A 19,647-nucleotide genomic window follows, 5' to 3' on the forward strand; every position below is an offset into this window, starting at 1 on the left:
CATCGTTGGCGCGAGCCACCTCGAAAGCGCAAATTTCAAGCCATGCCAAAGCTATCTTAGCGCATATGCCCTCGAGGGGGAGATTACCAGCCTCAGCCCACCACAACGACAAAGTGCTTCGTCACCGGCTCGAGGATCTTCCACGTCCCTTTGAAATCGGCCTCTACCACGAAAGCATCGCCGGGGCCGACCTCGACCGGCTCGCCGCCATCGGGCGTGATGATGATGCGGCCGGCGATCATGTGGACGAATTCATAGTCGGTGTAGGTGGCGTGATAGGTGCCGGGCGAGGCGCGCCAGGTGCCGGACATCACTTTGCCATCCTCGGTGGTGTGCTGGACCGCCGTCTGCATGGTGGGGGAACCCTCGACCGCGATCCAGCCCGGCAGATCGCCGCCATCGGCATGCTCGACAGCGCCGAGCTTGAGAATGGTCTTCTCTGTCATGGAGGGATCCTGTGGTTCGCCGGAATTGGCTTGCGACGGCATAGCCGATAACGGCAGGCCTTGCATGGTGCGGTGCGACAAAGCGCGACGCCCTCTCTCCCTTGAGGCCCCTCGAGGGGAGATAGCCCAGCGCATTTTCCTCGGAACACGGCCACCTCGAAACCGTTTAGCTTGTGAAGGGGCGTCCTCGAAACTCAAGGAGGCAGCGATGAAAAAGCTTCTGCTTGCTTCGATGATCGCCATCGCCTCGGCGTTCGCGATCGCGCCGGCCAGCGCCGGCGGCGTGCAACTCGGTATCGGCGTCGGTCCAAGCTATGACGACGACTATTATGGCGGATACTACCCTCACCGCTATTACCGGCACATCTATGATGACGACGACTACTATGCCCCCGATCGTGAGCGTTATGTGGTTCGCTATCATAGCCGGTATTATCGCGATAATTGCCGGGTCAAGATCGTGAAGCACTGGCGCCATCACCACCGCGTCATTGAAAAAATCCGCATTTGCGAGCGCTGATTAGTGCCCGCAATTTGCTGATCTCCACCGCGAGGGGAGATGACGACCCGCCCATCGCCGGCGGTGGGCGGGCGAATATTAGCGATTCGGAACGTACGCTGCCTCCCGGGCGTTTATGGGGTGATCAACCCAGGAGGCAGTCATGAAAAAGCTCCTGCTCGCTTCCGTTATAGCCATCGCGTCGACGTCCGCCGTAATCGGCCCGGCCAACGCCGGACGCTTCGAATTCGGGATCGGCATCGGCGACGGCTATTATGATGACGATTATGAGGATTACGGACCGTCCTACGGTGACGATTACGGTGACCGGTACATGTATCAGCCGTACTATCACCAATATTACAGCTACAGGCCGCACTACTACCGGAATTACTATTTCCGGCAGCACAGGCGTTGCCAAGTCGAATATGTGAGACACTGGCGTCATCACCACCGGGTCTACGAGGCGATCCGCGTCTGCAGATATTGAGCTCGCTGGCAACGGCGGGCTGGCTTTTTAGCCGCTTTTGCGACCCACCTCGAGGGCGACCACGCGCGGCGAATATTAGTGATCGGGAACATACGCTTGCTGCGGCGCGTTTATTTGGTAATCGGCCTTCAGGAGGAGGTTGCCATGAGAAAACTGTTACTTGCTTCGGCGATTGCCATCGCCTCCGCCGCAGCCACAGTCGCGCCTGCGGATGCACAGTTCTTCGGTCCGTTCGGCGGCTTCAGCCCGTTCTTCGGTGGTCCCTTTTACGGCGGCGGCCCGTTCTTCGATTACGGCGGCCGCTATTACGGCCCGCGTTACTATGATGACTATTATCCCGGCTACGTGGTCCGCTATCCGCACTACCGGTATCATCGGTATTACAGACATTACTACGTCTATCCCCACCGGTACCACCATAGGCATCATTACCGGCACCACAGGCATCACCACGGGCATTATTACCGGTATTAGCGGGTGATGCGGCCGGCGGACTGGCTGATCTCCCTCCCAGTGGGGGAGATCGCTTCGGCGTGTCCGAACCGGATAGATAGGTAACAGAATGGACTGATTAGATGGGTGACAGTTTTCTTGTCTGCCGGGAGGACCGGCGATGGTTTGGCGAGAGACTGGCATCATGGATGAGCGGCTTCGGTTTGTTTCGGAGTGCCTTGCTGGCGAGGAGACGATGACGCAGTTGTGCGCGACGTTCGATATCTCGCGCAAGACGGGCTACAAATGGCTTGAACGCTACCGGGCGTTTGGCCCGGACGGCTTGCACGATCAGCCGCGGGCGCCGCTCGAGCACGGCAGCGGAGCTGGTGGAGCGTATCTTGGCGGAGAAGGAGGCGCATCCGCTGTGGGGGCCGAAGAAGATCATAGCGCGGCTGAAGCGGGCCGAGCCAACATGCGGCTGGCCGCGGTTTCGACGGCTGGCGAGATCCTGAAGCGGCATGGTCTTGTCGGGCGGCGCCGCGCCCGCTGGAGGGCGGCGGGCAACGGCCCATGGCCGGACCGAACGCGCTTTGGACGGGAGATCACAAGGGCTGGTTCCGGACCGCAGACGGCTGGCGCTGCGAGCCGCTGACGGTGATGGATGGGGCGTGCCGCTATCTGTTGGCGCTGGCGGCGACCGGCTCGACGTCGGAAGATGAAGCCTGGCCGGTGTTTGAGCGAGCCTTTGAGGAAAACGGCCTGCCGGATCGGTTCAGAAGCGACAATGGCGCGCCGTTCGCGTCGCCGGCCTCAGCGGGCTGACGCCGCTGGCGGTGCGCTTCATCAAGCTCGGCATAGTCTTGGAGCGCATCAAGCCGGGCAAGCCGCAGCAGAATGGATGTCATGAGCGCTTCCACCTGACCATGCTGCCACTGGCCAAGGAGCCGGCGGCCGACCGGGCAGCGCAGGCCAAGGCGTTCGAGGCTTTCCGACGCGAGTACAACGAGCAGCGCCCGCATGAGGCGCTGCGCATGGACACGCCGGCACAGCACTACCGTCCATCAACCCGACCCATGCCCAAGGCGATACCCGAACCGGACTACCCCGCCGAGGCGGCGGTGCGCAGCGTGCGCCAAAACGGCGAGGTCAAGTGGAACGGCGACTTCATCTACGTCTCGAAGACCCTGGCCGGGGAAGCGGTTGCCGCGACCGAGACCGAGGAGGGTGAATGGGCGCTCCACTTCTATGCCCATCCGCTCGGCTTCATCGACGCCCGACACAAGAAACTGGTCCGCCGCAGCCCCGTCCAACCCCGACCAGACGGCACCGCGGCGGACAACAACTTAGGGGGAAACTGTAACCCATGTATCCGGTTCAAAGTGTTACCCATCTATCGGCTGGACAGGCGCCTTGCAAATTCCCGCCGAAATGCCATCTAACTCTCCGGCATCTACGGAGAAAATCTTTGACGCAGCGAAGCGGCAGCGCCGACCTGCCGCTGCATGGCGGGCGGGTCCCGAAATGGCTGGGCGAGCGCATGACCAAGCTCGGCGCGGTGCTGTGCGAGGCGATCATCCACCATTACGGCCGGGACGAGTTGCTCAGGCGCCTGGCGCATCCCTTCTGGTTCCAGTCCTTCGGCGCCGTGATGGGCATGGACTGGCATTCCTCCGGCATCACCACCTCGGTCATCGGCGCGCTGAAGCGCGGGCTCAATCCGCTCAGCAACGAGCTCGGCATCCATGTCTGCGGCGGACGCGGCGCGCATTCGCGCAAGACGCCGGGCGAGCTGCTGGCGATCGGCGATCGCGTCGGCCTGGACGGCGATGCCCTGGCCACCGCCAGCCGCCTCGTCGCCAAAGTCGACAGCGCCGCCGTACAGGACGGCTACGACCTTTACCTGCACGGCTTCATCGTCGCCGATGACGGGCACTGGGTGGTGGTGCAGCAAGGCATGAACGGCGACGCCCGACAGGCGCGCCGCTACCACTGGCTGTCGGAAGGGCTCAAAAGCTTCGTCGACCAGCCGCATGCGGCGATCGAGGGCGAGACCCAGGGCGAGATCGTCAATCTCACCGACCGGCGCGCGGAAAAAGCCCGCGGCGGCCAGGTCGAGCTTCTGAAGACCATGAGCCCGGAGAAGATCGTGACCGAGCTCGCGGCGCTGGAGCCGCAACCCGAACCCGAGCCCGCCGCGCAGCCGCTGCTCCCCAACCTCGTCATGCCCGCGCATCACGATGTGCGCGAAAGCGACGTCGTCATGCGCCGCCTGCACGGCAACATCGCGTCGGCCATAGAAAGCGGCCCGAAGGATTTTCCCGAACTGCTGCTGGTCCCCGGCGTCGGCCCGCGCACGGTGCGGGCTCTGGCCATGGTGTCGGAAGTGGTGCACGGCGCCCCCTACCGCTTCTCCGACCCGGCGCGCTTCTCCCTCGCCCATGGCGGCAAGGACCGCCACCCCTTCCCCGTGCCGCTAAAAGTCTATGACGAGACGATCACCGTGCTGAAATCGGCGGTGGGAAAGGCAAAGCTCGGACGCGGCGAGGAGTTGGAAGCGCTGAGGCGGCTGGACGGCGAGTCACGGCGGATGGAACGCTATGTGACGGGGCCGAGCTTGAAGGAGATCGTGGCCGGCGAGATGGGCCAGTCGCATTTGCTGGGCGGGCGGAGTGTATTTGGGTGGGAGCCGCCGCCTGAGGGTGGCGAGGGGCCAACCTCCAAAACTCACACCGGACTTCGCAAATAACGTCGAAGGTGAGCGCCGCCCCTCATTGCCCTGCCGGGCATTTTTTCCCGTGAACGGGGAGAAAGTAGCCGTCGCCGGCGTCGCGCCTCTCCTTCGCCCCGTTTACGGTGAGAAGGTGCCCGAAGGGCGGATGAGGGGCAGCGCCATGCCTCTGCAAGTTCGCGTCAGCCACCTCACACCGTGATTCACTTTGCTGTGCCAAGCTCTTGATTTGGCCGCGTCCTTGCCGCCCCCTACCCAACCTTCTTCCCCATCATCATCCCGTAATGCACCGCCAGCAGGTCCAGTCCCACCTTCAGCAGCTTCACAACCACATCGCGCCCCTCGCCGCTGCGTTCGGCGATGGCCTTAACCGACTGGCCTTCAAGGCAGATTTTGCGCACCACCTCCGCCACCTCCCAGTGGGCGAGCGCCTCCGCGGCATGGGCATACGCCCGGCCGGCTGAGAGCACCCGGTCTGGGACGCCACCGCCGATCCGGCCGCTATCGACGCGCTCGCTCCAGGATTGCGGCTGCAGGCCCTCGCGCTGGCTGCGCTCGAAATCGTCGCGGAAGCGTTGGCCGGCCTCGCGCTGTTGGCGCGTCAGCGAGGTGATGCCGGTGAGCGGATCGACATTGCGCAAGCGCACGACGCCGCCGGTGGAGGTGTAGCCGCCGTTCGACACCTCGTAGATGCGGCGCGCCTCAGCAGTGCCCGGGGTGAGGCGCTGGCGGCCGAAGCCGTCAGGCTTCAGCGCGAAGTCGTGGCCAATCTCGCGGCGGATGCGCACCTGCTCTGCCTCGCCCTTGGGGAGTTTTGGGGGCTGGGGTTTTTTGACGGCTTTGCGGGGCATGGCGGATCCTTCAGTGAGATGGCATTGAAAAAGGTTGGTGGGACGGCGCGGCCCTCCCTGCCATGCTCGTCCTGCGCACCAGCTGCGCCGGGCGGACCGGGCATTTCCCCTACTTAGGGAGGCTGGCTGTGTCTTCGCCGGTTCGCCATCAGCTCCCGCGATGGCCGTGAAACCTTGCATGGTGATGGGCGCAGTAGGAGCGCGTAGCCGACGTCGGCAGGCCGCAGCACAGCATGTCCGGTCCCGGGCGCGCGCCAACGGGATCGGATTCGGCATCCTCGCGCAGCGCAAGATCGAGCGGCGCGCGGCAGCGGCCGAACAGGCAGTCGAGGAAGCGCATGGCCGCGACATGCGGCTGCCGGCCAGGGTTCACTGGAGGCGGCGGCGCCGGGAGCTTGTAGAGATGCGCTTCGGATTTTTCGCGGGCGCTGGGTGCGAGCCAGGCGGGTGGCAGCGTGAGCGCGGGTTTGCGGGCTTTGGGCTTTTTGGGCTTGGGGGTACGGACGGTGACGTTGCTCGGCTCAGAGGGAACTTCATAGACCGGAGCGTCGGCGGGACAGCACTCTCCTCTGCCCTCCCGGGCATCTCCCCCGCAAGGGGGAAGATTGGCAGCTTCCGCGCCGGCGCCCTCTGCCAGCTCGGCATATCTCGAAAGCACGGCCGGCTCCGACAATGCCATCCCTCCGGTCGCCGCCCTGCCCCGCCGGCTAGGACGATCGGGCCGGGCGTACTTTCTCGGCCTGCCGCCGGCGCGGCCGCCTTTGGGATTGGCGAAGCCGATGGCGCTCAAGCCGGCATTGCGGTGGACGATGCCGATGATGGCGTTGCGCGAGACCGGACTGCCGCGCAGCGCGCTGAAGCGACCGGCGATGCGTGAGGCCGACAGCCCCTCCTTCAGCAACGCGGCGATCTCGTCGATTTCCTTTTCGGTGTAGGCGGCTGCCATCGTTTCATTCCATTGATTGCGAAGCGCTTAGTGCGAAGCGCCAGGCTTCAGGCCAAGCGCCAGGGTTTCGGCCGAAAGGCCGTTGGGGATCAGGTCAGCGAAAGCGTTGAAGGTCAGGCGACGCTTGGAGCCTTCAAGCGAAGGAGCGCGGCCTCGGCGGCGGTTCGCGTCAGGCCCGACACCGCCCGGCCCGTCACCCTGTCGAACAGGATGACGGTGCCGTCCTCGGTGCGGATGCAGCTTGTGCCCGACATGGGGGCCGGAGCCGGGGGAGGAGCGGCTCCGGCCGTTCCGGTGAACCGGGGTGCGGGCGGTTCGACCGGATCCGGGGCAAGCGCCCCGGAATGCGTCCGGACCGGGGACGGTCCGGACGATTGGAATTCGACGGGCGATTCGAACGGGCAAGACAGTTCGAACTGGAAAGACGGGGGCAACGCGTTCATGCCGCCTCCCCTTGCTCGGCGGCGAAAGCGTCGATGCGCTGCGAGGAACCAACAAGCCTTGAGATGCTCGTGGGCGGCGCCGGAATCACCGGCAGTGCGGAAATGCTTGCGGGATGTTCATTCATGCGCTAAGCGTACGTTATGTACGAATGCTGCGCAAGCAAAATCGTACATATTGGACGATTATTTTCAGGCATTTTGTACGATGATGGATTCCCGGCACAGATTGCAGCAGGCGCGCGCGCAGGCCGGCTATGCCTCGCCCAGCGATGCGGCCCGCGCTTTGCGCGACATCAACAAGAACACGCTGATCAGCCACGAGAACGGCAACCGGCCATTGTCTCGGAAAGCGGCGGAGAAATACGGCCGGCTGTTCGGCGTCGATCCCGGCTGGCTGCTGTTCAACGCGGATGGCGCGGAAGCGGCGCCGGTCAGCCTCGCCTCTTCGCCCGTCACCATCGACGTGCCGATCGTGTCCTGGATCAGCGCCGGCGAGCTCGGCAGCCAGGACAGCGTGGTCAACCTCTCCGACTATCCGACCATCCCCACCGCCGATCTCGAGGAAGGCGAATGGATTGCGTTGCGCGTCGATGGGCCGTCGATGAACAAGATCTCGCCGCCGGATTCGATCATCTTCGTTAACCTGCGCGACAAGCGGCTGGTGACCAATGGCTGCTACGTGATCGCCGACGAGACGGGGCGCGCCACCTACAAGCGCTATCGCCCGAACGACAATCCGCCGTTCCAGCCGGCGTCCTATCTGGACATCCCGCCGCCGGAGCTGGAGGGCGCGATCACCATCATCGGACGGGTGAAGCGGTCGATGATCGATATGTGAGCCCTTGGGAGCGATGCCGCAGCCTGAGGCGCTGCTGTGCTTCATGCCCCTGTTGCAAGGTCCTCGCCAAGCTCCATTTGGCTCACCCCAACGGCATAAATGCAGCCACCGCAATTTCTGCTTGCATTAGGGAACAAAAACAGAACTGTATAGGTATCCGCGAGAACAGTCGCGATTACTCCGGGGGGATTAATCATGTCACGCCGCACCGGCGCGCTGATGCGCGCGTTTGTTGCCTGGGTCCCGCGCGGGCTGCTCCTGGCGCTGGCAGGGATGGTTGTGCCTGGTGTGGGAGGCCAAGGGCAACCATAAGCGTGCCGAGGCCGATCGCAAGAAGGCGCCGAGTCTCAAGTCTAATTGAACGTCGGCTACAGGGGGCCAGCAGATGTCACCTTGGAAATGGTTGCAAGTGGCGGCGGTCGTCCCCGCAAGCATCGTTGGGATTGAAGTGATGCCAACGATGTTCGGCGGCGGCAGGCATCACCACTATCAGTCAGTGGAGATGCCGCCCCAGCCGGTGACCACCGCCGACATCGATGCCGAAATCCGAAGCAGGATCTCCAGATCTTCGAGGCTATCGCCCGCGAATTTCCGGACGACTACGATGCGATGCTGGGCAAGATCACTGCCGCGGCCCAGACCGGAAACCAAACAGAAGTGCGCAATGCCAGCAGGCAGGCGGTCGCCGATCTGAGGCACAGATATGCACCGCTCCTACCTTCGGCGCCGGACAGCAACGTCTCGGAAGCGCTTTCGGCGCAACTCGACATGCTCAATCACGTCATGGCGCGCGAAACGCCGGCTACCTGCAACAATTACCTGCGCAACGGGCCGGACGCGATCAGTGCGCCCGGCTACGATTTCCGGGCTGACCTGGACAGGATCGGCGCCACGCTGTTCCGCGCCTTTGGCGCCGCCAAAAGAAGCGGCCTGCCAGCGGCCGTGCCTAGCGATCAGGACTGGTCGCTGGTCGCCGACGTTTTCACAAAGATCGGCGGCACGCCGGCCGAGATGGAGGCTATCTCGAACGCCAACCAAGACTTCCCAGGCCTCTGCCCGGCCATGGCAAGATTCTATGAGGCCGCCCTGGTAATGCATGGCGAACCCGGGTGGCACATCAAAACCGCCCTGCTCTACGCCATCGTGAAGAATTAGGCCCCGGTGACCAGGCGCTGCACTGGTCATGTGATGAAGGTCTGCCGTGCGATGTACCGCGAAAGCCGTCGGCGGCTCTGGCCACTTACAGGCAGATATCCAAGTGAAAGCCGGGCTTGCAGGTCAGATAAGAACTGGCAGGAGGATTACGGAATATTCTCCGGCATCAAGAACAAAAAAAGAACTCTCCTGTCTTGTGCCTGTCGTTGAAATCCCGTTAGATCGTAGCTGCGTGAGGCTGGGGTCTCATTAGTGGAGGGGTTTGTGCGCAAATCTGTCACGGAATATCTGATTTCCATTCTGCTGGCGTTTGTCTGCTCTGTCGGTCAGCCGGTCATCGCGCATGCCGAGGACGCGAACTATCATCCGCAGGATTTTGCCCAGCCTTTGAGCGTGGCAAGAGGCATGACCAGTCCAGCTGGCGGCGGGGCTTTCTACCTGAAGCCAGAGGACCGCTGCAATCTGGTGGTGAAGGAGTTTGGCTGGGACCACGACCAGTGCGGCACGATCGATCAATCGATCTTCGGCTTGACCCCGGAAATCGACAATCTGACCGTCGAGAAGCCGGTGTCGGACGGCTATGTGAGCCTGGCGGACTGGGATTCCAGTGACCGCAACCAGGAAATCAGCTCGATCGAGGACAGCTTCAAGGAATCGGTGAAAGCGCAATCGGAGCGGTCCGGACAGGAAATCCGCTTCGACGGCTGGCTCGTCTATCCGCAAATCGACAAGGGCAAGAACATTCTCTACTACTCCAACATCCTGAACTGGAGCGGCGAGAGGACGATCAACATCTCGGTCTCGATCTTCGATCGGCAGGGCTATGTCCCGATGAAGATCGTGCCGGTGAACGGCAACGTCACCAGCGATGACGTACAGAAGATCGTCGCGGCATCGGCCGCCGCCTACAAGCCACAGGCCGGCTCGTCCTATTTTGAATTCTCCAGCGGCGACAAGATGGCCGGCTACGGTGCGCTGGGCGTGCTGGCGGCAACGCTCGGCGTCAAGTATGGCGGGGCAGCCAGCGCCGGCCTGATCGCGCTCGCCCTCGTGGTGCTGAAGAAGGGCGCCTTCGTCTTGCTGGTGCCACTGGTGTGGCTGAGAAGGCTGTTCAGCAGGAAAAAGGCAGATAGTTGAATGTGTGTTGACCGTCCAGTCGAGCGCCAGCTTGTTATAAGTTTTCCGCGGATTTCTTAGAGCCACTTTATCGTTCAAATCGTACGAAATCCCGCTTGATTGCTTTTCGTACATAAAGTACGATACTTCCCTTCTTTTGAGGGAATTTGCTTGGACACCGCGAACCATGCCGCTTTCGCTGATCTCTCCCGCCCCTTGCTGTCGCCACTGCCGCTCGCCGGGCGCGAACGCCTTGCCGGCGCCTGGCGCATGGCCAGCCAGGACATCGCCGACGACATCCGCTTCATCCGGCAATATCTGAAAGTAATCGCCGAGAAGGACGAGCGGCTTTCGACCGGCACGCTGCTGCATGGCCGCGCCTATGTCGAGGCCTGTGCAGCCTGGCTGCCGGAGACAGTGGCGCGGTATCTGCGGAACCTCAGGCTGATCAGCGACTGTGAAAGCGCGATGATCGCGGCAGGGGTAAGGTTTGCACGGTCGAGCGACGCTTGGTGAGGAGCGTTCTCACCTCTTCCGTTGTGGAGAGGAAAGAACTCCAAGACCATCCGAGAAGCGAACAATCATGTCGCTGCAACCCTTGGCTCTGCGGCTCGAAAAATGCATCGTTTCACACAATTGCCAATTGGTGGACGCGCGTGAGCGGCCGATGGTTAATTCCTCTCAGGCGAAGGAGGGTAAGCCTGCATATCAGGGAGGAATTCGTTTTGATGGACCAGCGCATCGACATCAGCATACAACCCGACGATCAGCCTTACGAAGTCACCTCATTCGCCCGGAAGCACGGCCTGACGATCCCCGTCGCGGACGCGGTCCTTTTCGCCAAGGGTCCGTCGCCGTCGCGGGCGGCTTGCGATACGGCCGCGCTGGCCTTCCTGTGTGCGGTCGCGCGATACGCCGGAAATCAAGGAAAACGGTAGCCTCTCCTACCAGTTGAACTGCAGCGCAATGCCGAGCGTGCCGGTCAGTCGGCCGCCATGCTCGAAGCCTTCGCTCAGCACCGCGGCGCCGGTGATGCCAAAGGCATTGGCGTCGCCGATATTGCCCATTGAGGCGCAGGCCGAAATGCTCGCCCTGAACGAAGGTTGGACGCGGCAAGCGCGGCCGAGATCGAGGCGTTCTCAAAGGCGCGGGTGATGCGGTTGTCGAAGTCGTCGACGTGGGCGGCCAACGCCGTCTTGCCGGGAACGGAGGGGCGACCCACACTCGGTCGGAGATTTGCTTCCAGGTCTTGCGGTTTCAGCGCAATGCGGGTCAATCTGCCATGGCTTTAGGAGAAGTCGGGATCGAACTTCGCTCCCATCTTGAACAAGGTTGCCAACGCCGCGCCGAAGAAATCCGTGATGGTTCAGCGGGGGGCGTAGATGCGAAGCATGGTGCCGTTATCGTAAGCCGCCGTGACGAGGACGTTTAGCTTGAGCGCGTCCGCCAAACCGCTGAACAGGGGTTTGCCGGCGCCATAGGCGATCGGCCGAGTCAGGATGACGTACTCATCAACCAGCCCTGCCTTTGACAATGACTGGGCGAACCCCGCGCCGCCCCAAGCAATGATTTCGCCGCCGGCTTGTGGTGGATTCTGGCCAAGTCGCCTCCTTCAGCGTTTTCGAAAACACGACCTTAGGGATGTCGTTCATCGGCCCGGCATAGGCATCCTCGGATTTTTGCCAGTACGGCCCCATTTCCTCGTAGCTCACGCGGCCCATGATGTGTGTGCCAGCGCGACTGATGCGATCGAGTTTCCAGCGCTTGAGCTCTGCCGGTTCAGGAAAACCGCCCGTCGACATTCCTACCGGCCCTACAACATATCCGTCGATCGACATGGTCATGATCAAGACGACTTTTCGCACGCGCATAGCCTTCGGGCACAGGTCTCACACACGGAGCGTCGAGCGCACCGTCACATGACCCGGTGGAAAGGGTGCGGGCCTTGGCTGGGCGGTCAGCCCTTGGTCTTCTTGGCGGGAGACTTCGCCTTGGCAGGGCCCTTGGCCGGCTTCTCCGGCTTGGCGGCTTTCGGCTTGTCGGCCTTGGCGGCAGCCTTCTTCGGGCTTTTTGCCGCCGACTTGCCGGCCCCGTCTACCTCGGCAACCGCCTGGTCCCAGTGCTCCATGTGAGCGCCTTCGGGCCGGCCCGCCTGCTCCCAGATCTCGTGTGCCCGCTGGCGAATGCGTTCGTGCCTGTCGTCCGTCACTGTCGCCTCCTGATGTTGGGACGGTTCCCCGGCGCGAACATTAGCCGAATTTTCGCGTGGCGTCTTCGGTATCACGAATAGCGACCGACCTGAGCGGCGCTTAGCGTCCGTCGGTGACGACCGCGATGCCCAGATGCGCTGCCTTCTTTGTAATCAATCCGGCCAAATCCGCATCAGAGCGGTCGGTTCCCGTGCGTTTCCGCAACAGGGTAATTGCCTCGTGCATCGACAGCAGGCCAGTCCTATGCTCGGCTAAAAGCTTGTCGACTTGGCGTGCTATGTCAGGTGATTCGACGTGTGGATGGTGCATGGCAACGACTCCTTCCGCGCTTCGTTGCCTCCCAAACCGCTGCCTATCTTAGGCCTTATGCCCGGATGCGAAAAGAGCCCGATCCTTCCCCGATGCTTCGGTGAGGGATCGGGCTCTTCAAGGCTGATCTACTCGATCACCTGAACAACGCGGCGCGTGCCGGGATCGATCAGCACCGTATGGTCATTGACGACCGCATAGCGGTACTGGACGTCCGGTACCTGCTGCAGCTCGACAGTGTCAGGTACCGTGGAACCCACACCAAGCTCAAGGCCAAGCACGTTGACCGAGGCGATCGGATGCTTGTGGACATATTCCTTGACCACGGTCTGCTGCTCGGGGGTGACGATCACCTCGTCCGCGGCCGCGATGCCGATGCCGGCCATCAGAGCCAGGCCGGCGACAGCGGGAATGAGGGTGGTTTTCATCGTTTCTCTCCTGTTGCGTTGGCGAGCTCCGCCTGCCTCCGCGGGAGCGGAAACACCGGCAGATCGAACGTTGGAGCTCCCGGGGGCAACGCCCTCGGCAAGGTGTTGTTCCGTCAGCGACGACTAATTGATTTGGCGGAACCTTCGCATCGGCCCCGCATTGGAAGGTATTGAAACTCCCTAAGACTTTGAATTCATAGGGCGAGGTATATGCACGAAGGTTCCATCAGAAGCGACATCGAACTTCGGGCCCCGGTGGCGATCGCCGTCGGCGCCGGTTTTAAGCGCGAGATCACCTCACTGACCGCGATGCAGAATTTCCTCAAGGAATGGCCGCCGGCTGCGCGGGACGCGAGCTACGTCACGGCGCTGCGCGCCTGCGAGGCGGCGCGGGGCGGAGGGATCGATCTCGACAAGGCGCGGCAGGCGTTCCTGATTTTTGCGAAGAAGGCGGGGATTGAGTGGACCGGCGCCGATCCGGTCGTGACGCTGCGCGAAGCAAAGATCAGGCGCAGCCGGGCCCGCGAAAGCCGGGCGCAGAACCGCCACGCGCCTGGGTAGGCCCGAGTGCCGAGGCGGCGCAAGGCCGCTTCGACCGGCTCGGAGCCCGGCTGGAGCGAACGGGCGGATAGCTATGCGGATTTGGGCAGCACCTCGAACCGCACCGAGCACCAGTTCGCTTCCAACCGGCGCCTCGCCGGCTGACGCTCGACTGCATCTCTCCGTGATTCGGGCTGGGTAGCCGCTGTCAGGTCGGCGTCGATTCGCCCAGCGCCTCGGTGACGAAGGACGCGGCGATCAGATCGTCCGCCTCAATACGTAGGGAGCCCTCTCCGCCCCCCATGATGGCCGCGACCTTCTGAAAGGCCTTCATCTCATGCTCGGTGATCCGGGCCTCCCGTATCCTGGCCTTGAGATCGGCGACACGCAGCCCGAGCGAACGGGATGTTCCGATTTCTCGTTTCGACATGTTGGTAAACTCCTCCTCGCCCCGCCCGTATCTGTTGCCACCGCCCGAATCTTCACCCTGCCATTGGTTTGTGTTGTCTATGAGGACAGCGTGAACCAGAGCCGCTAACTCAAGCGCAGGAGGAAGGTTCCGTTAGCATATGGTAACAAAATAATAATCGGTTAACGGCCCCCCGCCCTCACCGGGCGGGGGGCCATCCGATTTGGCGCGCTATCGATCAATCGAGGACTTTGACGATCTTGCGGGTGCTGGGGTCGACGATCACCGTCCGGTTATCGACGACGACGTAACGGTATTTCACGTTCGGCACTTCGTGTAATTCGACCGTGTCGGGAAGCGTGCTGCCGATATTCAGCTCGACGCCCGGAACCTTAACCGAGGCTAGCGGCTGCTTATGCACGTATTCCTTGATGACGGTTTCCTGCTCCGGCGCGATCACGACATCCTGCGCGGCAGCCGCGCCAATACCAGCAAGCAGCAGGAAGCCAGCGGCGGCGGAGGTGAGGTGCATTTTCATTGGTAGTCTCTCCTATGTGGATTTGAACGCCTTGATGCTGCGCCTGCGATTTTCCACAGCGGGTCGGCATTGTCGTAACGCGGTTCGCCTACCCTTGTTCCTGCAAAAACTGGACCGGCGCCTGCAAAGCAGCTGCCGCCGTGTTCCGCGAACCAAAGCCTCCCACCGGTTGCAACTATTTCGGAACAATGCGTTTCGGGTGGGGTTACCCATACGAAGGGACCGACTTTCCGAGGAGAAAATCCAATGAAACATCTGCTGATCACAAGCATGATCGCGCTCGGCGTCGGTTGCGGCGCGGCGATGGCGCAGACCGAATCCGCACAGCCGAGCGGCGGCGACAACAATTGCGCGGCCGGCACGGCCGATTGCCAAAAGGGCGGTAAGGCCGGCGGCCAGGCCCAGGGCGAAATGAAGTCGCAGACCCAGAAGAACGCCCAGGGCAAGGCCGGCGCCAACACCGAAGAGCAGGCTCAAGGCAAGACCAAGATGAAGACCGACGAGCAGGCCCAGGGTCAGTCAGGCGCCAATACCGACCAGAACGCCCAGGACAACACACAGCTGAAGAAGAAGCAGCAGGCACAGGGCAAGACCGGTACCAGCACCGAGCAGAACGCTCAGGGCACCACGAAGATGCAGACTGAGCAGAACGCGCAGGGCAAGACCGGTACGACCACCCAGCAGAATGCCCAGGACAAGACGAAGATCCAGACCGATCAGCAGGCTCAGGGTAAGACTGGCACCACCACCGAGCAGAACGCTCAGGGTGGCACCACCAAGATGCAGACTGAGCAGAATGCCCAGGGTAAGACCGGCACCACCACCGAGCAGAACGCTCAGGGCAACACCAACGTCGAGACCGACCAGAACAAGACAGCGTCGATCAACAACGTCACGGTGGAACAGAAGACGCAGATCACGCAGGTCATTCGTGAGAGCCATGTCGAACCGGTTCGCGACGTCAGCTTCGATATCTCGGTCGGCGTCGAGGTGCCGCGCCACAAGGTGCGCCTGCACCGTCTGCCGGCACGCATCGTCAAGATCGTTCCGGCTTACGAGAACTATGAGTATTTCGTCTTGGCCGATGGACGCATCGTCATCGTCGACCCGCACACCTACAAGATCGTAGTGATCCTGAGCTGATCCGGTCAGCATAGCGGATAAGGGCCCGCCCAGGTGGCGGGCCTTTTGCGTGGACAGGCATCTAAACCCGGCAGGCAGCCGCCCGCATGCACTGCGGTCCATTAGGCAGGACTTGAATGTCGCCGAGTCGGGAACGATCCGGCGCAATTGCCAGTTGTCACGACGGAAGTCCTGCGTCCGTCGTCCCTGTCAGGGCCGACCAAAGGGCGACGGGGCCGCCGGAAAATCGTTCAAGCTTGCGGTCCACCTGGAAAAGGTGCATGGGTCACGATGGGTAGAGATATGGGCGAGATCGCTGATGGTCGAATGTGGTCGCGGCGCTCGGTTGGGCAAATGTACTTTCCGCAGTTTCTTGTGGGAATGGTGGGCACGCTTCTGATCATCCTCGGCTGGACCTTCATGTCCACGGGGTCTGTCTGGATGGCGATCGGCTGGACATTCCTGGCGGCCGTGGTTCTGCAGGCCGGCTATTTCGTGGCCGTGCTCTGGCTCGTGCATGGTGAGACCCGCGTAACCGACGAAAGCAAAGCGGACGCAAGCGCGGCACCCGCCAAGATACCCGGCCCGTTCGAGCGCGACGGCATCATCCACGCTCTCATCTTGCGGCTGTTCCCGAAACTGCTTCCCTAATCACCTCGCGCTCGGTCGGCCGCAGGCCGATCATCTATTGCTTGGCGACAGGCATCCACGCCGCAATAGTCCGGCCCGCTGCTTCCTCAGTTCGAACGCAGGGGCCGGGTTGTACCTCGGCAGGGCCGAGGCGCAATCAATTGCATCGGAGCCGATAGACCGCCATTCACTTTGCATCGGCGCCAAATGCGCCGCCATCAAAGCCGATGCGGCGCAACCAAACGCCGGCTTGCAGTCCCTCCTGATCGGAGGCTGCAATCCGCGCCCGCCTGAAACCCCTGCTCGATTTCGCCTAGCGCGCGGTGGCCGGTGTGGCCGAGCGCACCGTTTCCGTCGACGAGAAGACGACGAAGCCAAAGACCAGGACCGCGGCAGCGACGATCAGCGAACCGATCGCCACGACGGGCTCGATCTCAGGATGGCCTGCCGCCAGCATCCAGTAGAGCGCCGGCAGCATGATCACGATGCCGACCGTGTAGAGGCCGTAATGGATCATGGCGATGCGGCGCTCGGCCTTGGCAGGGTTGAGCGCATAATAGCCGCCGAAAATAGCACTGGTGACCCAGCCGAGAAGGTTGATGTGAGCATGCGCCGGGAAGGCGCCATGATCGCCCGAAATTGCCATCTGCAGTCCGGCAGCGATGCCCAGGATAAGAAAGATGATGGCCGTCTTGAAAAAAAGCTCCGAAACCCGTGGCATTTTGTTCTCCTCCCAATGCCTCTGTGAACCCGAGCCCAGTCTACATCGCTCAAGTCATATTAGCCATCACACACTTAGGTCGGCGTGGCCATCGGGCGAAAGCAGCGAGGTTGGGGCGAGCATCCGGCAGAGGGCCTCGCAAAAAAATGGCTCGCCTCTTTCGACGCGAGCCAAAAAAGGGAGCCGGGCTTGAGGTCGGCCCCATCCAGGTTGCCACCTGATTTCAAAGATGGCCAACGTAGCAGAATGCAGGATTTATTCCACCGCGACAGCGGGTTGGTCAGGTAAGCTTCCCAGTGGCGGAGCAAGCCTTTCGCCGACCGGGGGCGTCCCTTCCCTTCTAGCCGGCGGGCGAAAGCATGCGCTTCAGCGTCCCATCCTTGAGCCAGAACTGATGGTAGAGCGCCGCCACGGCGTGGATTGCGATCAGCACGATGAACGTCGGCTTGGCAAGCGAATGAATGTCACCCCAAGGGTCGCCCAGATAGAACGCAAGAAGGCCTATTGCGGGCGCCGCCAGCAACAGCACATAGAACAGGCCGTGGGATGCGTGCGCGGCAAGCTGCATCCATCTCGGTCCCCGGCCAGCGGGAGCCGGCGCGCCGAATGCCAGTCTGACGATCAATCGAACAAGCACAAGCGCAAGGATGGCCAGGCCGACCCAGTAGTGAGCGGAGCCGAGCGCCTGGTCCGTCGCGGATACCGCCTGTCCGCCTTCAGCTGCGTCCACGACAGCCGTCATGCTCTCACTGAAGAAGAGCTGAAATAACACCAGCGCTGCGGTCAACCAATGCAGGCCGATCTGAAAAAACGAATATCCACGTCTGGTTTCCATTGATTCTCCTGAGTACAAGACGCCCTGCGCCTTCACGTTGCTTAGTAGTCGAGAGGAGGTTCGCCGAATTCGGCTCGAAAGTTCTCGCAATTGTGGCCGCGATGTTACATTTTCGTATGGCGGGCATTCGCGCCGGCCATAGCGGTTCGAGACCAGCCTGGGCGCCTTGCAAGTGCGCGGCGTTTGGGCAATGCTTCGGCTCGGGGGAGTGGTTTCCGTAATTTCGGAAGCACGATTACATGTTCATCGACTACTACGAACTTCTGGAAATAAGCCCGAACGCCAATTCGGAGACCATCGAGCGGATCTTCCGCTACTTTGCCATGCGCTACCATCCCGACAATCGGGAAACCGGCAATGAATCGCGTTTCAGCGAGATCGTGGAAGCCCACAATACGCTTCGCGATCCGGTCAAACGGACACAGTACGATATCCTGTATCGCGAACATCTTGGCCTTCGTCACGAGCTCACGGAAGGAGCGCGCGATGGCGGCGGCATGGAGAGGGATAGCATCATCCAGGCCAATCTGCTGTCACTCCTCTATGTGAGGCGCCGGCGCGACGTCAACAATCCGGGCATCGGCGACGAGGAGCTCGAGCGCTTGTCAGGCTGCCCTCGCGAGCACCTGGAATTCCATCTGTGGTATCTCAAGGCGAAGGGCTTCATCGGCAGAACCGAAAACGGAACATTCGCCATCACGGTCGAGGGCATCGATCACGCCGGGACCAGGCACGGCCGGGATCGCCCCGACGCCACTCGCCTCCTCAATCACGCCGATTAGGCCGATCATCGAAAACCCGCCTACAGACCCTGAACCAGTGGCGGGCTCGTCTCATCGACACAAGGTGACTGAGGTCCGACGGGCTGCCGCATTTGGCCCGTCTCACCAAACCAAAGCCGATAAGAACGAAAACACCGAGGCGAACCAATTTTTTTCCGAGACCGCGAATGAGTTGCCATCGCTCCCAAACGAAAAGCCGCCGGGCGAGGCCCGGCGGCGTTTTCGTTCGCCCTCTGGTCGGTTCGGCCGGCCTTATGGGGTCGTTGTCGTCGATGTGGTCGTCGTCGCCGTGGCGGCGGCAGCGGCGTCTATCTTGCCCGCCAGCGTATCCTTGGCCCAGGCGGTGACGTCCGCGTCGACGGGCTTGTTGGCCATGTCGCCAAGGGCTGCATCCAACGAGGCATCAGTGGGGGCGGGCGCGTTGTCAGCCGCAGTCTGAGCATCGGTCACGGCCTGGTTGTCGGCCGTGATTGCCGCGTTCTGCGCATCGATCTGCCCCTGAACGTCAGCGATCTGCGCATCGAGAGCCGCCTGCTGTTCGGGCGTGAAGCCCGTTGTGTCGGTCGCATTGAGATCAGCGAGCTGCTGAGTGAGGCCGGTGAGCTTGCTCTGGTCGGCGGTCAGTTGGGCGTTTGCCGCGTCGAGCGCGGCCTGCGCGTTCTGGGCCGCCGCGGCTTGCGTTACATAAGCCTGGATCCCGGCGAACTTCTTGCTCTTCGAATTCATGTAAGCGTTGATGTTGCGCTGCAGCGAGTTCAGCCGGCCGAGCTTGGCGTGAATGTTCTTTTCCTTGGGCGTGGCGGCCGTAGTCGTATCGTCAGTCGTCGCGTCATCGGTCGAGCTGTCATCCGACGCGCTGGCATCGGCGCTCTTGTTGTGGCCCGAAGCCGACTTGCCGTGCGAGGCGCCGCTCTTGCCGTTGCCCCCGCCATTACCATTGCCGTCGCCGTTGCCGCTATTGCTATTGCCGCCGCCATGGCTTCCGCCATTGCCGTGGCCGCCACCATTGCCGTGGCCGCCACCACTGCCGTTCCCGCCGCCATTACCGCCGGCGCCTGCAAGCGCCGGCGCGGCCGCGAGCGCAAGAATGGCAAGGGATGCCAGGAGTGTCTTTCGCAATGTCATTGTGCTTCTCCGCAGATCAATCGTCGCTTGGCCCAACCGCTAGACAGCCTC

29 protein-coding genes and 1 pseudogene are annotated in these 19,647 nt (G+C 62.2%); 14 read left to right on the forward strand and 16 right to left on the reverse strand.

Features of this window, described 5'->3' with window-relative positions:
* Window positions 1-92: 92 nt before the first annotated feature.
* A complete protein-coding gene (locus tag LB528_RS17745) occupies window positions 93-446 on the reverse strand; it encodes a cupin domain-containing protein (RefSeq protein ID WP_224715749.1) in 354 nt (117 codons plus the stop codon).
* A 208-nt stretch (window positions 447-654) separates the two neighbouring features.
* On the opposite strand from LB528_RS17745, the gene LB528_RS17750 reads away from it, so the two are divergent.
* The 5 genes and pseudogenes from LB528_RS17750 (at window position 655) to LB528_RS17780 (ending at window position 4,616) form a co-directional block, all read left to right on the forward strand.
* Window positions 655-966, forward strand: coding sequence for a hypothetical protein (locus tag LB528_RS17750; protein WP_224513455.1), 312 nt, complete (start codon window positions 655-657; stop codon window positions 964-966).
* A 142-nt stretch (window positions 967-1,108) separates the two neighbouring features.
* Window positions 1,109-1,435: a hypothetical protein gene (locus LB528_RS17755; RefSeq protein ID WP_224715750.1), complete on the forward strand. Its 327-nt coding sequence runs from the start codon at window positions 1,109-1,111 to the stop codon at window positions 1,433-1,435.
* Window positions 1,436-1,579: 144 nt separating this feature from the next.
* Window positions 1,580-1,909, forward strand: a complete 330-nt coding sequence (locus LB528_RS17760; RefSeq protein WP_224715751.1) for a hypothetical protein — start codon at window positions 1,580-1,582, stop codon at window positions 1,907-1,909.
* A 139-nt stretch (window positions 1,910-2,048) separates the two neighbouring features.
* A pseudogene (locus tag LB528_RS30575) lies at window positions 2,049-3,210 on the forward strand (integrase core domain-containing protein); the annotation flags it as partial.
* Between the two features lie 125 nt (window positions 3,211-3,335).
* Window positions 3,336-4,616: a DUF763 domain-containing protein gene (locus LB528_RS17780; RefSeq protein ID WP_224715755.1), complete on the forward strand. Its 1,281-nt coding sequence runs from the start codon at window positions 3,336-3,338 to the stop codon at window positions 4,614-4,616.
* A 233-nt stretch (window positions 4,617-4,849) separates the two neighbouring features.
* Here LB528_RS17780 and LB528_RS17785 read toward each other — a convergent pair whose 3' ends face one another.
* From LB528_RS17785 to LB528_RS17795, 3 genes are all read right to left on the reverse strand, one after another.
* Complete coding sequence (locus LB528_RS17785; protein WP_224715756.1) at window positions 4,850-5,449, reverse strand: DUF6456 domain-containing protein; 600 nt, start codon at window positions 5,447-5,449, stop codon at window positions 4,850-4,852.
* Window positions 5,450-5,597: 148 nt separating this feature from the next.
* Window positions 5,598-6,395: a GcrA cell cycle regulator gene (locus LB528_RS17790; protein ID WP_224715757.1), complete on the reverse strand. Its 798-nt coding sequence runs from the start codon at window positions 6,393-6,395 to the stop codon at window positions 5,598-5,600.
* 113 nt (window positions 6,396-6,508) lie between these two features.
* On the reverse strand, window positions 6,509-6,649 hold the full coding sequence (locus LB528_RS17795) for a hypothetical protein (protein ID WP_224715758.1): 141 nt from the start codon (window positions 6,647-6,649) through the stop codon (window positions 6,509-6,511).
* A 394-nt stretch (window positions 6,650-7,043) separates the two neighbouring features.
* On the opposite strand from LB528_RS17795, the gene LB528_RS17800 reads away from it, so the two are divergent.
* Entirely contained in the window at window positions 7,044-7,676 is a 633-nt protein-coding gene (locus LB528_RS17800; RefSeq protein ID WP_224715759.1) for a helix-turn-helix transcriptional regulator, read from the forward strand.
* Between the two features lie 489 nt (window positions 7,677-8,165).
* Here the strand turns inward: LB528_RS17800 and LB528_RS17805 are convergent, their stop codons facing one another.
* The gene (locus LB528_RS17805; RefSeq protein ID WP_224715760.1) at window positions 8,166-8,375 is read right to left on the reverse strand and encodes a hypothetical protein; all 210 of its coding nucleotides are present in this window, start codon (window positions 8,373-8,375) and stop codon (window positions 8,166-8,168) included.
* Between the two features lie 69 nt (window positions 8,376-8,444).
* Between LB528_RS17805 and LB528_RS17810 the strand changes: the two genes are divergently transcribed.
* From LB528_RS17810 to LB528_RS17825, 4 genes are all read left to right on the forward strand, one after another.
* Window positions 8,445-8,831: a hypothetical protein gene (locus tag LB528_RS17810; protein WP_224513440.1), complete on the forward strand. Its 387-nt coding sequence runs from the start codon at window positions 8,445-8,447 to the stop codon at window positions 8,829-8,831.
* Window positions 8,832-9,095: 264 nt separating this feature from the next.
* Window positions 9,096-9,968, forward strand: a complete 873-nt coding sequence (locus LB528_RS17815; protein WP_224715761.1) for a DUF2167 domain-containing protein — start codon at window positions 9,096-9,098, stop codon at window positions 9,966-9,968.
* 150 nt (window positions 9,969-10,118) lie between these two features.
* Entirely contained in the window at window positions 10,119-10,463 is a 345-nt protein-coding gene (locus LB528_RS17820) for a hypothetical protein (protein ID WP_224715762.1), read from the forward strand.
* Window positions 10,464-10,675: 212 nt separating this feature from the next.
* Entirely contained in the window at window positions 10,676-10,885 is a 210-nt protein-coding gene (locus LB528_RS17825) for a hypothetical protein (protein ID WP_224513437.1), read from the forward strand.
* Window positions 10,886-10,891: 6 nt separating this feature from the next.
* On the opposite strand, the gene LB528_RS30245 is transcribed toward LB528_RS17825, so the two are convergent.
* The 6 genes from LB528_RS30245 to LB528_RS17850 all read right to left on the reverse strand — a co-directional run bounded on the left by LB528_RS30245 (window position 10,892) and on the right by LB528_RS17850 (window position 12,894).
* On the reverse strand, window positions 10,892-11,014 hold the full coding sequence (locus LB528_RS30245) for a hypothetical protein (RefSeq protein ID WP_263487331.1): 123 nt from the start codon (window positions 11,012-11,014) through the stop codon (window positions 10,892-10,894).
* Window positions 11,015-11,313: 299 nt separating this feature from the next.
* Window positions 11,314-11,481, reverse strand: a complete 168-nt coding sequence (locus LB528_RS30580; protein ID WP_411962202.1) for a hypothetical protein — start codon at window positions 11,479-11,481, stop codon at window positions 11,314-11,316.
* Window positions 11,459-11,797, reverse strand: a complete 339-nt coding sequence (locus LB528_RS17835; protein ID WP_224715763.1) for a dihydrofolate reductase family protein — start codon at window positions 11,795-11,797, stop codon at window positions 11,459-11,461. Before LB528_RS17835 ends, LB528_RS30580 begins: the two co-directional genes overlap by 23 nt.
* Window positions 11,798-11,904: 107 nt before the next feature.
* On the reverse strand, window positions 11,905-12,156 hold the full coding sequence (locus tag LB528_RS17840) for a DUF2934 domain-containing protein (protein ID WP_224715764.1): 252 nt from the start codon (window positions 12,154-12,156) through the stop codon (window positions 11,905-11,907).
* A gap of 100 nt (window positions 12,157-12,256) precedes the next feature.
* Window positions 12,257-12,466 (reverse strand): hypothetical protein, encoded by a 210-nt coding sequence (locus LB528_RS17845; protein WP_224513432.1) that lies wholly within the window; start codon window positions 12,464-12,466, stop codon window positions 12,257-12,259.
* 128 nt (window positions 12,467-12,594) lie between these two features.
* On the reverse strand, window positions 12,595-12,894 hold the full coding sequence (locus LB528_RS17850; protein ID WP_140541659.1) for a DUF1236 domain-containing protein: 300 nt from the start codon (window positions 12,892-12,894) through the stop codon (window positions 12,595-12,597).
* A gap of 210 nt (window positions 12,895-13,104) precedes the next feature.
* Here LB528_RS17850 and LB528_RS17855 point away from each other — a divergent pair, with 210 nt between their 5' ends.
* Window positions 13,105-13,455, forward strand: a complete 351-nt coding sequence (locus LB528_RS17855; protein WP_224715765.1) for a DUF982 domain-containing protein — start codon at window positions 13,105-13,107, stop codon at window positions 13,453-13,455.
* Window positions 13,456-13,642: 187 nt separating this feature from the next.
* Here LB528_RS17855 and LB528_RS17860 read toward each other — a convergent pair whose 3' ends face one another.
* Complete coding sequence (locus LB528_RS17860; RefSeq protein ID WP_224513429.1) at window positions 13,643-13,864, reverse strand: hypothetical protein; 222 nt, start codon at window positions 13,862-13,864, stop codon at window positions 13,643-13,645.
* Window positions 13,865-14,081: 217 nt separating this feature from the next.
* On the reverse strand, window positions 14,082-14,381 hold the full coding sequence (locus tag LB528_RS17865; RefSeq protein ID WP_224513427.1) for a DUF1236 domain-containing protein: 300 nt from the start codon (window positions 14,379-14,381) through the stop codon (window positions 14,082-14,084).
* A 246-nt stretch (window positions 14,382-14,627) separates the two neighbouring features.
* Here LB528_RS17865 and LB528_RS17870 point away from each other — a divergent pair, with 246 nt between their 5' ends.
* Window positions 14,628-15,524 (forward strand): DUF1236 domain-containing protein, encoded by an 897-nt coding sequence (locus tag LB528_RS17870; RefSeq protein ID WP_224715766.1) that lies wholly within the window; start codon window positions 14,628-14,630, stop codon window positions 15,522-15,524.
* A gap of 282 nt (window positions 15,525-15,806) precedes the next feature.
* Complete coding sequence (locus LB528_RS17875) at window positions 15,807-16,154, forward strand: exopolysaccharide production repressor protein (RefSeq protein WP_224513425.1); 348 nt, start codon at window positions 15,807-15,809, stop codon at window positions 16,152-16,154.
* Window positions 16,155-16,446: 292 nt separating this feature from the next.
* On the opposite strand, the gene LB528_RS17880 is transcribed toward LB528_RS17875, so the two are convergent.
* Both LB528_RS17880 and LB528_RS17885 read right to left on the reverse strand, forming a co-directional pair.
* Window positions 16,447-16,854 (reverse strand): hypothetical protein, encoded by a 408-nt coding sequence (locus tag LB528_RS17880; RefSeq protein ID WP_224513424.1) that lies wholly within the window; start codon window positions 16,852-16,854, stop codon window positions 16,447-16,449.
* A 340-nt stretch (window positions 16,855-17,194) separates the two neighbouring features.
* Window positions 17,195-17,689 carry a cytochrome b gene (locus LB528_RS17885; protein ID WP_224715767.1) on the reverse strand — a complete coding sequence of 165 codons (495 nt, stop codon included), beginning with the start codon at window positions 17,687-17,689 and terminating at the stop codon, window positions 17,195-17,197.
* Window positions 17,690-17,928: 239 nt separating this feature from the next.
* Between LB528_RS17885 and LB528_RS17890 the strand changes: the two genes are divergently transcribed.
* On the forward strand, window positions 17,929-18,471 hold the full coding sequence (locus LB528_RS17890) for a DnaJ domain-containing protein (protein ID WP_224715768.1): 543 nt from the start codon (window positions 17,929-17,931) through the stop codon (window positions 18,469-18,471).
* Window positions 18,472-18,723: 252 nt separating this feature from the next.
* Here the strand turns inward: LB528_RS17890 and LB528_RS17895 are convergent, their stop codons facing one another.
* A complete protein-coding gene (locus LB528_RS17895; RefSeq protein ID WP_224715769.1) occupies window positions 18,724-19,632 on the reverse strand; it encodes a hypothetical protein in 909 nt (302 codons plus the stop codon).
* Between the last annotated feature and the right edge of the window lie 15 nt (window positions 19,633-19,647).

The sequence above is a fragment of the Mesorhizobium sp. CA4 genome (assembly GCF_020165075.1).
Lineage (GTDB): Bacteria > Pseudomonadota > Alphaproteobacteria > Rhizobiales > Rhizobiaceae > Mesorhizobium.

Excerpts from the sequence above, each read along its gene's own strand:
- LB528_RS17745 (WP_224715749.1), bottom strand. The coding sequence starts at position 446 with ATGACAGAGAAGACCATTCTCAAGCTCGGCGCTGTCGAGCATGCCGAT.
- LB528_RS17750 (WP_224513455.1), top strand. The coding sequence starts at position 655 with ATGAAAAAGCTTCTGCTTGCTTCGATGATCGCCATCGCCTCGGCGTTC.
- LB528_RS17755 (WP_224715750.1), top strand. The coding sequence starts at position 1,109 with ATGAAAAAGCTCCTGCTCGCTTCCGTTATAGCCATCGCGTCGACGTCC.
- LB528_RS17760 (WP_224715751.1), top strand. The coding sequence starts at position 1,580 with ATGAGAAAACTGTTACTTGCTTCGGCGATTGCCATCGCCTCCGCCGCA.
- LB528_RS17785 (WP_224715756.1), bottom strand. The coding sequence starts at position 5,449 with ATGCCCCGCAAAGCCGTCAAAAAACCCCAGCCCCCAAAACTCCCCAAG.
- LB528_RS17790 (WP_224715757.1), bottom strand. The coding sequence starts at position 6,395 with ATGGCAGCCGCCTACACCGAAAAGGAAATCGACGAGATCGCCGCGTTG.
- LB528_RS17795 (WP_224715758.1), bottom strand. The coding sequence starts at position 6,649 with ATGTCGGGCACAAGCTGCATCCGCACCGAGGACGGCACCGTCATCCTG.
- LB528_RS17800 (WP_224715759.1), top strand. The coding sequence starts at position 7,044 with ATGATGGATTCCCGGCACAGATTGCAGCAGGCGCGCGCGCAGGCCGGC.
- LB528_RS17810 (WP_224513440.1), top strand. The coding sequence starts at position 8,445 with ATGCTCAATCACGTCATGGCGCGCGAAACGCCGGCTACCTGCAACAAT.
- LB528_RS17825 (WP_224513437.1), top strand. The coding sequence starts at position 10,676 with ATGGACCAGCGCATCGACATCAGCATACAACCCGACGATCAGCCTTAC.
- LB528_RS30245 (WP_263487331.1), bottom strand. The coding sequence starts at position 11,014 with ATGGGCAATATCGGCGACGCCAATGCCTTTGGCATCACCGGCGCCGCG.
- LB528_RS17845 (WP_224513432.1), bottom strand. The coding sequence starts at position 12,466 with ATGCACCATCCACACGTCGAATCACCTGACATAGCACGCCAAGTCGAC.
- LB528_RS17850 (WP_140541659.1), bottom strand. The coding sequence starts at position 12,894 with ATGAAAACCACCCTCATTCCCGCTGTCGCCGGCCTGGCTCTGATGGCC.
- LB528_RS17855 (WP_224715765.1), top strand. The coding sequence starts at position 13,105 with ATGCACGAAGGTTCCATCAGAAGCGACATCGAACTTCGGGCCCCGGTG.
- LB528_RS17860 (WP_224513429.1), bottom strand. The coding sequence starts at position 13,864 with ATGTCGAAACGAGAAATCGGAACATCCCGTTCGCTCGGGCTGCGTGTC.
- LB528_RS17865 (WP_224513427.1), bottom strand. The coding sequence starts at position 14,381 with ATGAAAATGCACCTCACCTCCGCCGCCGCTGGCTTCCTGCTGCTTGCT.
- LB528_RS17870 (WP_224715766.1), top strand. The coding sequence starts at position 14,628 with ATGAAACATCTGCTGATCACAAGCATGATCGCGCTCGGCGTCGGTTGC.
- LB528_RS17875 (WP_224513425.1), top strand. The coding sequence starts at position 15,807 with ATGGGCGAGATCGCTGATGGTCGAATGTGGTCGCGGCGCTCGGTTGGG.
- LB528_RS17880 (WP_224513424.1), bottom strand. The coding sequence starts at position 16,854 with ATGCCACGGGTTTCGGAGCTTTTTTTCAAGACGGCCATCATCTTTCTT.
- LB528_RS17885 (WP_224715767.1), bottom strand. The coding sequence starts at position 17,689 with ATGGAAACCAGACGTGGATATTCGTTTTTTCAGATCGGCCTGCATTGG.
- LB528_RS17890 (WP_224715768.1), top strand. The coding sequence starts at position 17,929 with ATGTTCATCGACTACTACGAACTTCTGGAAATAAGCCCGAACGCCAAT.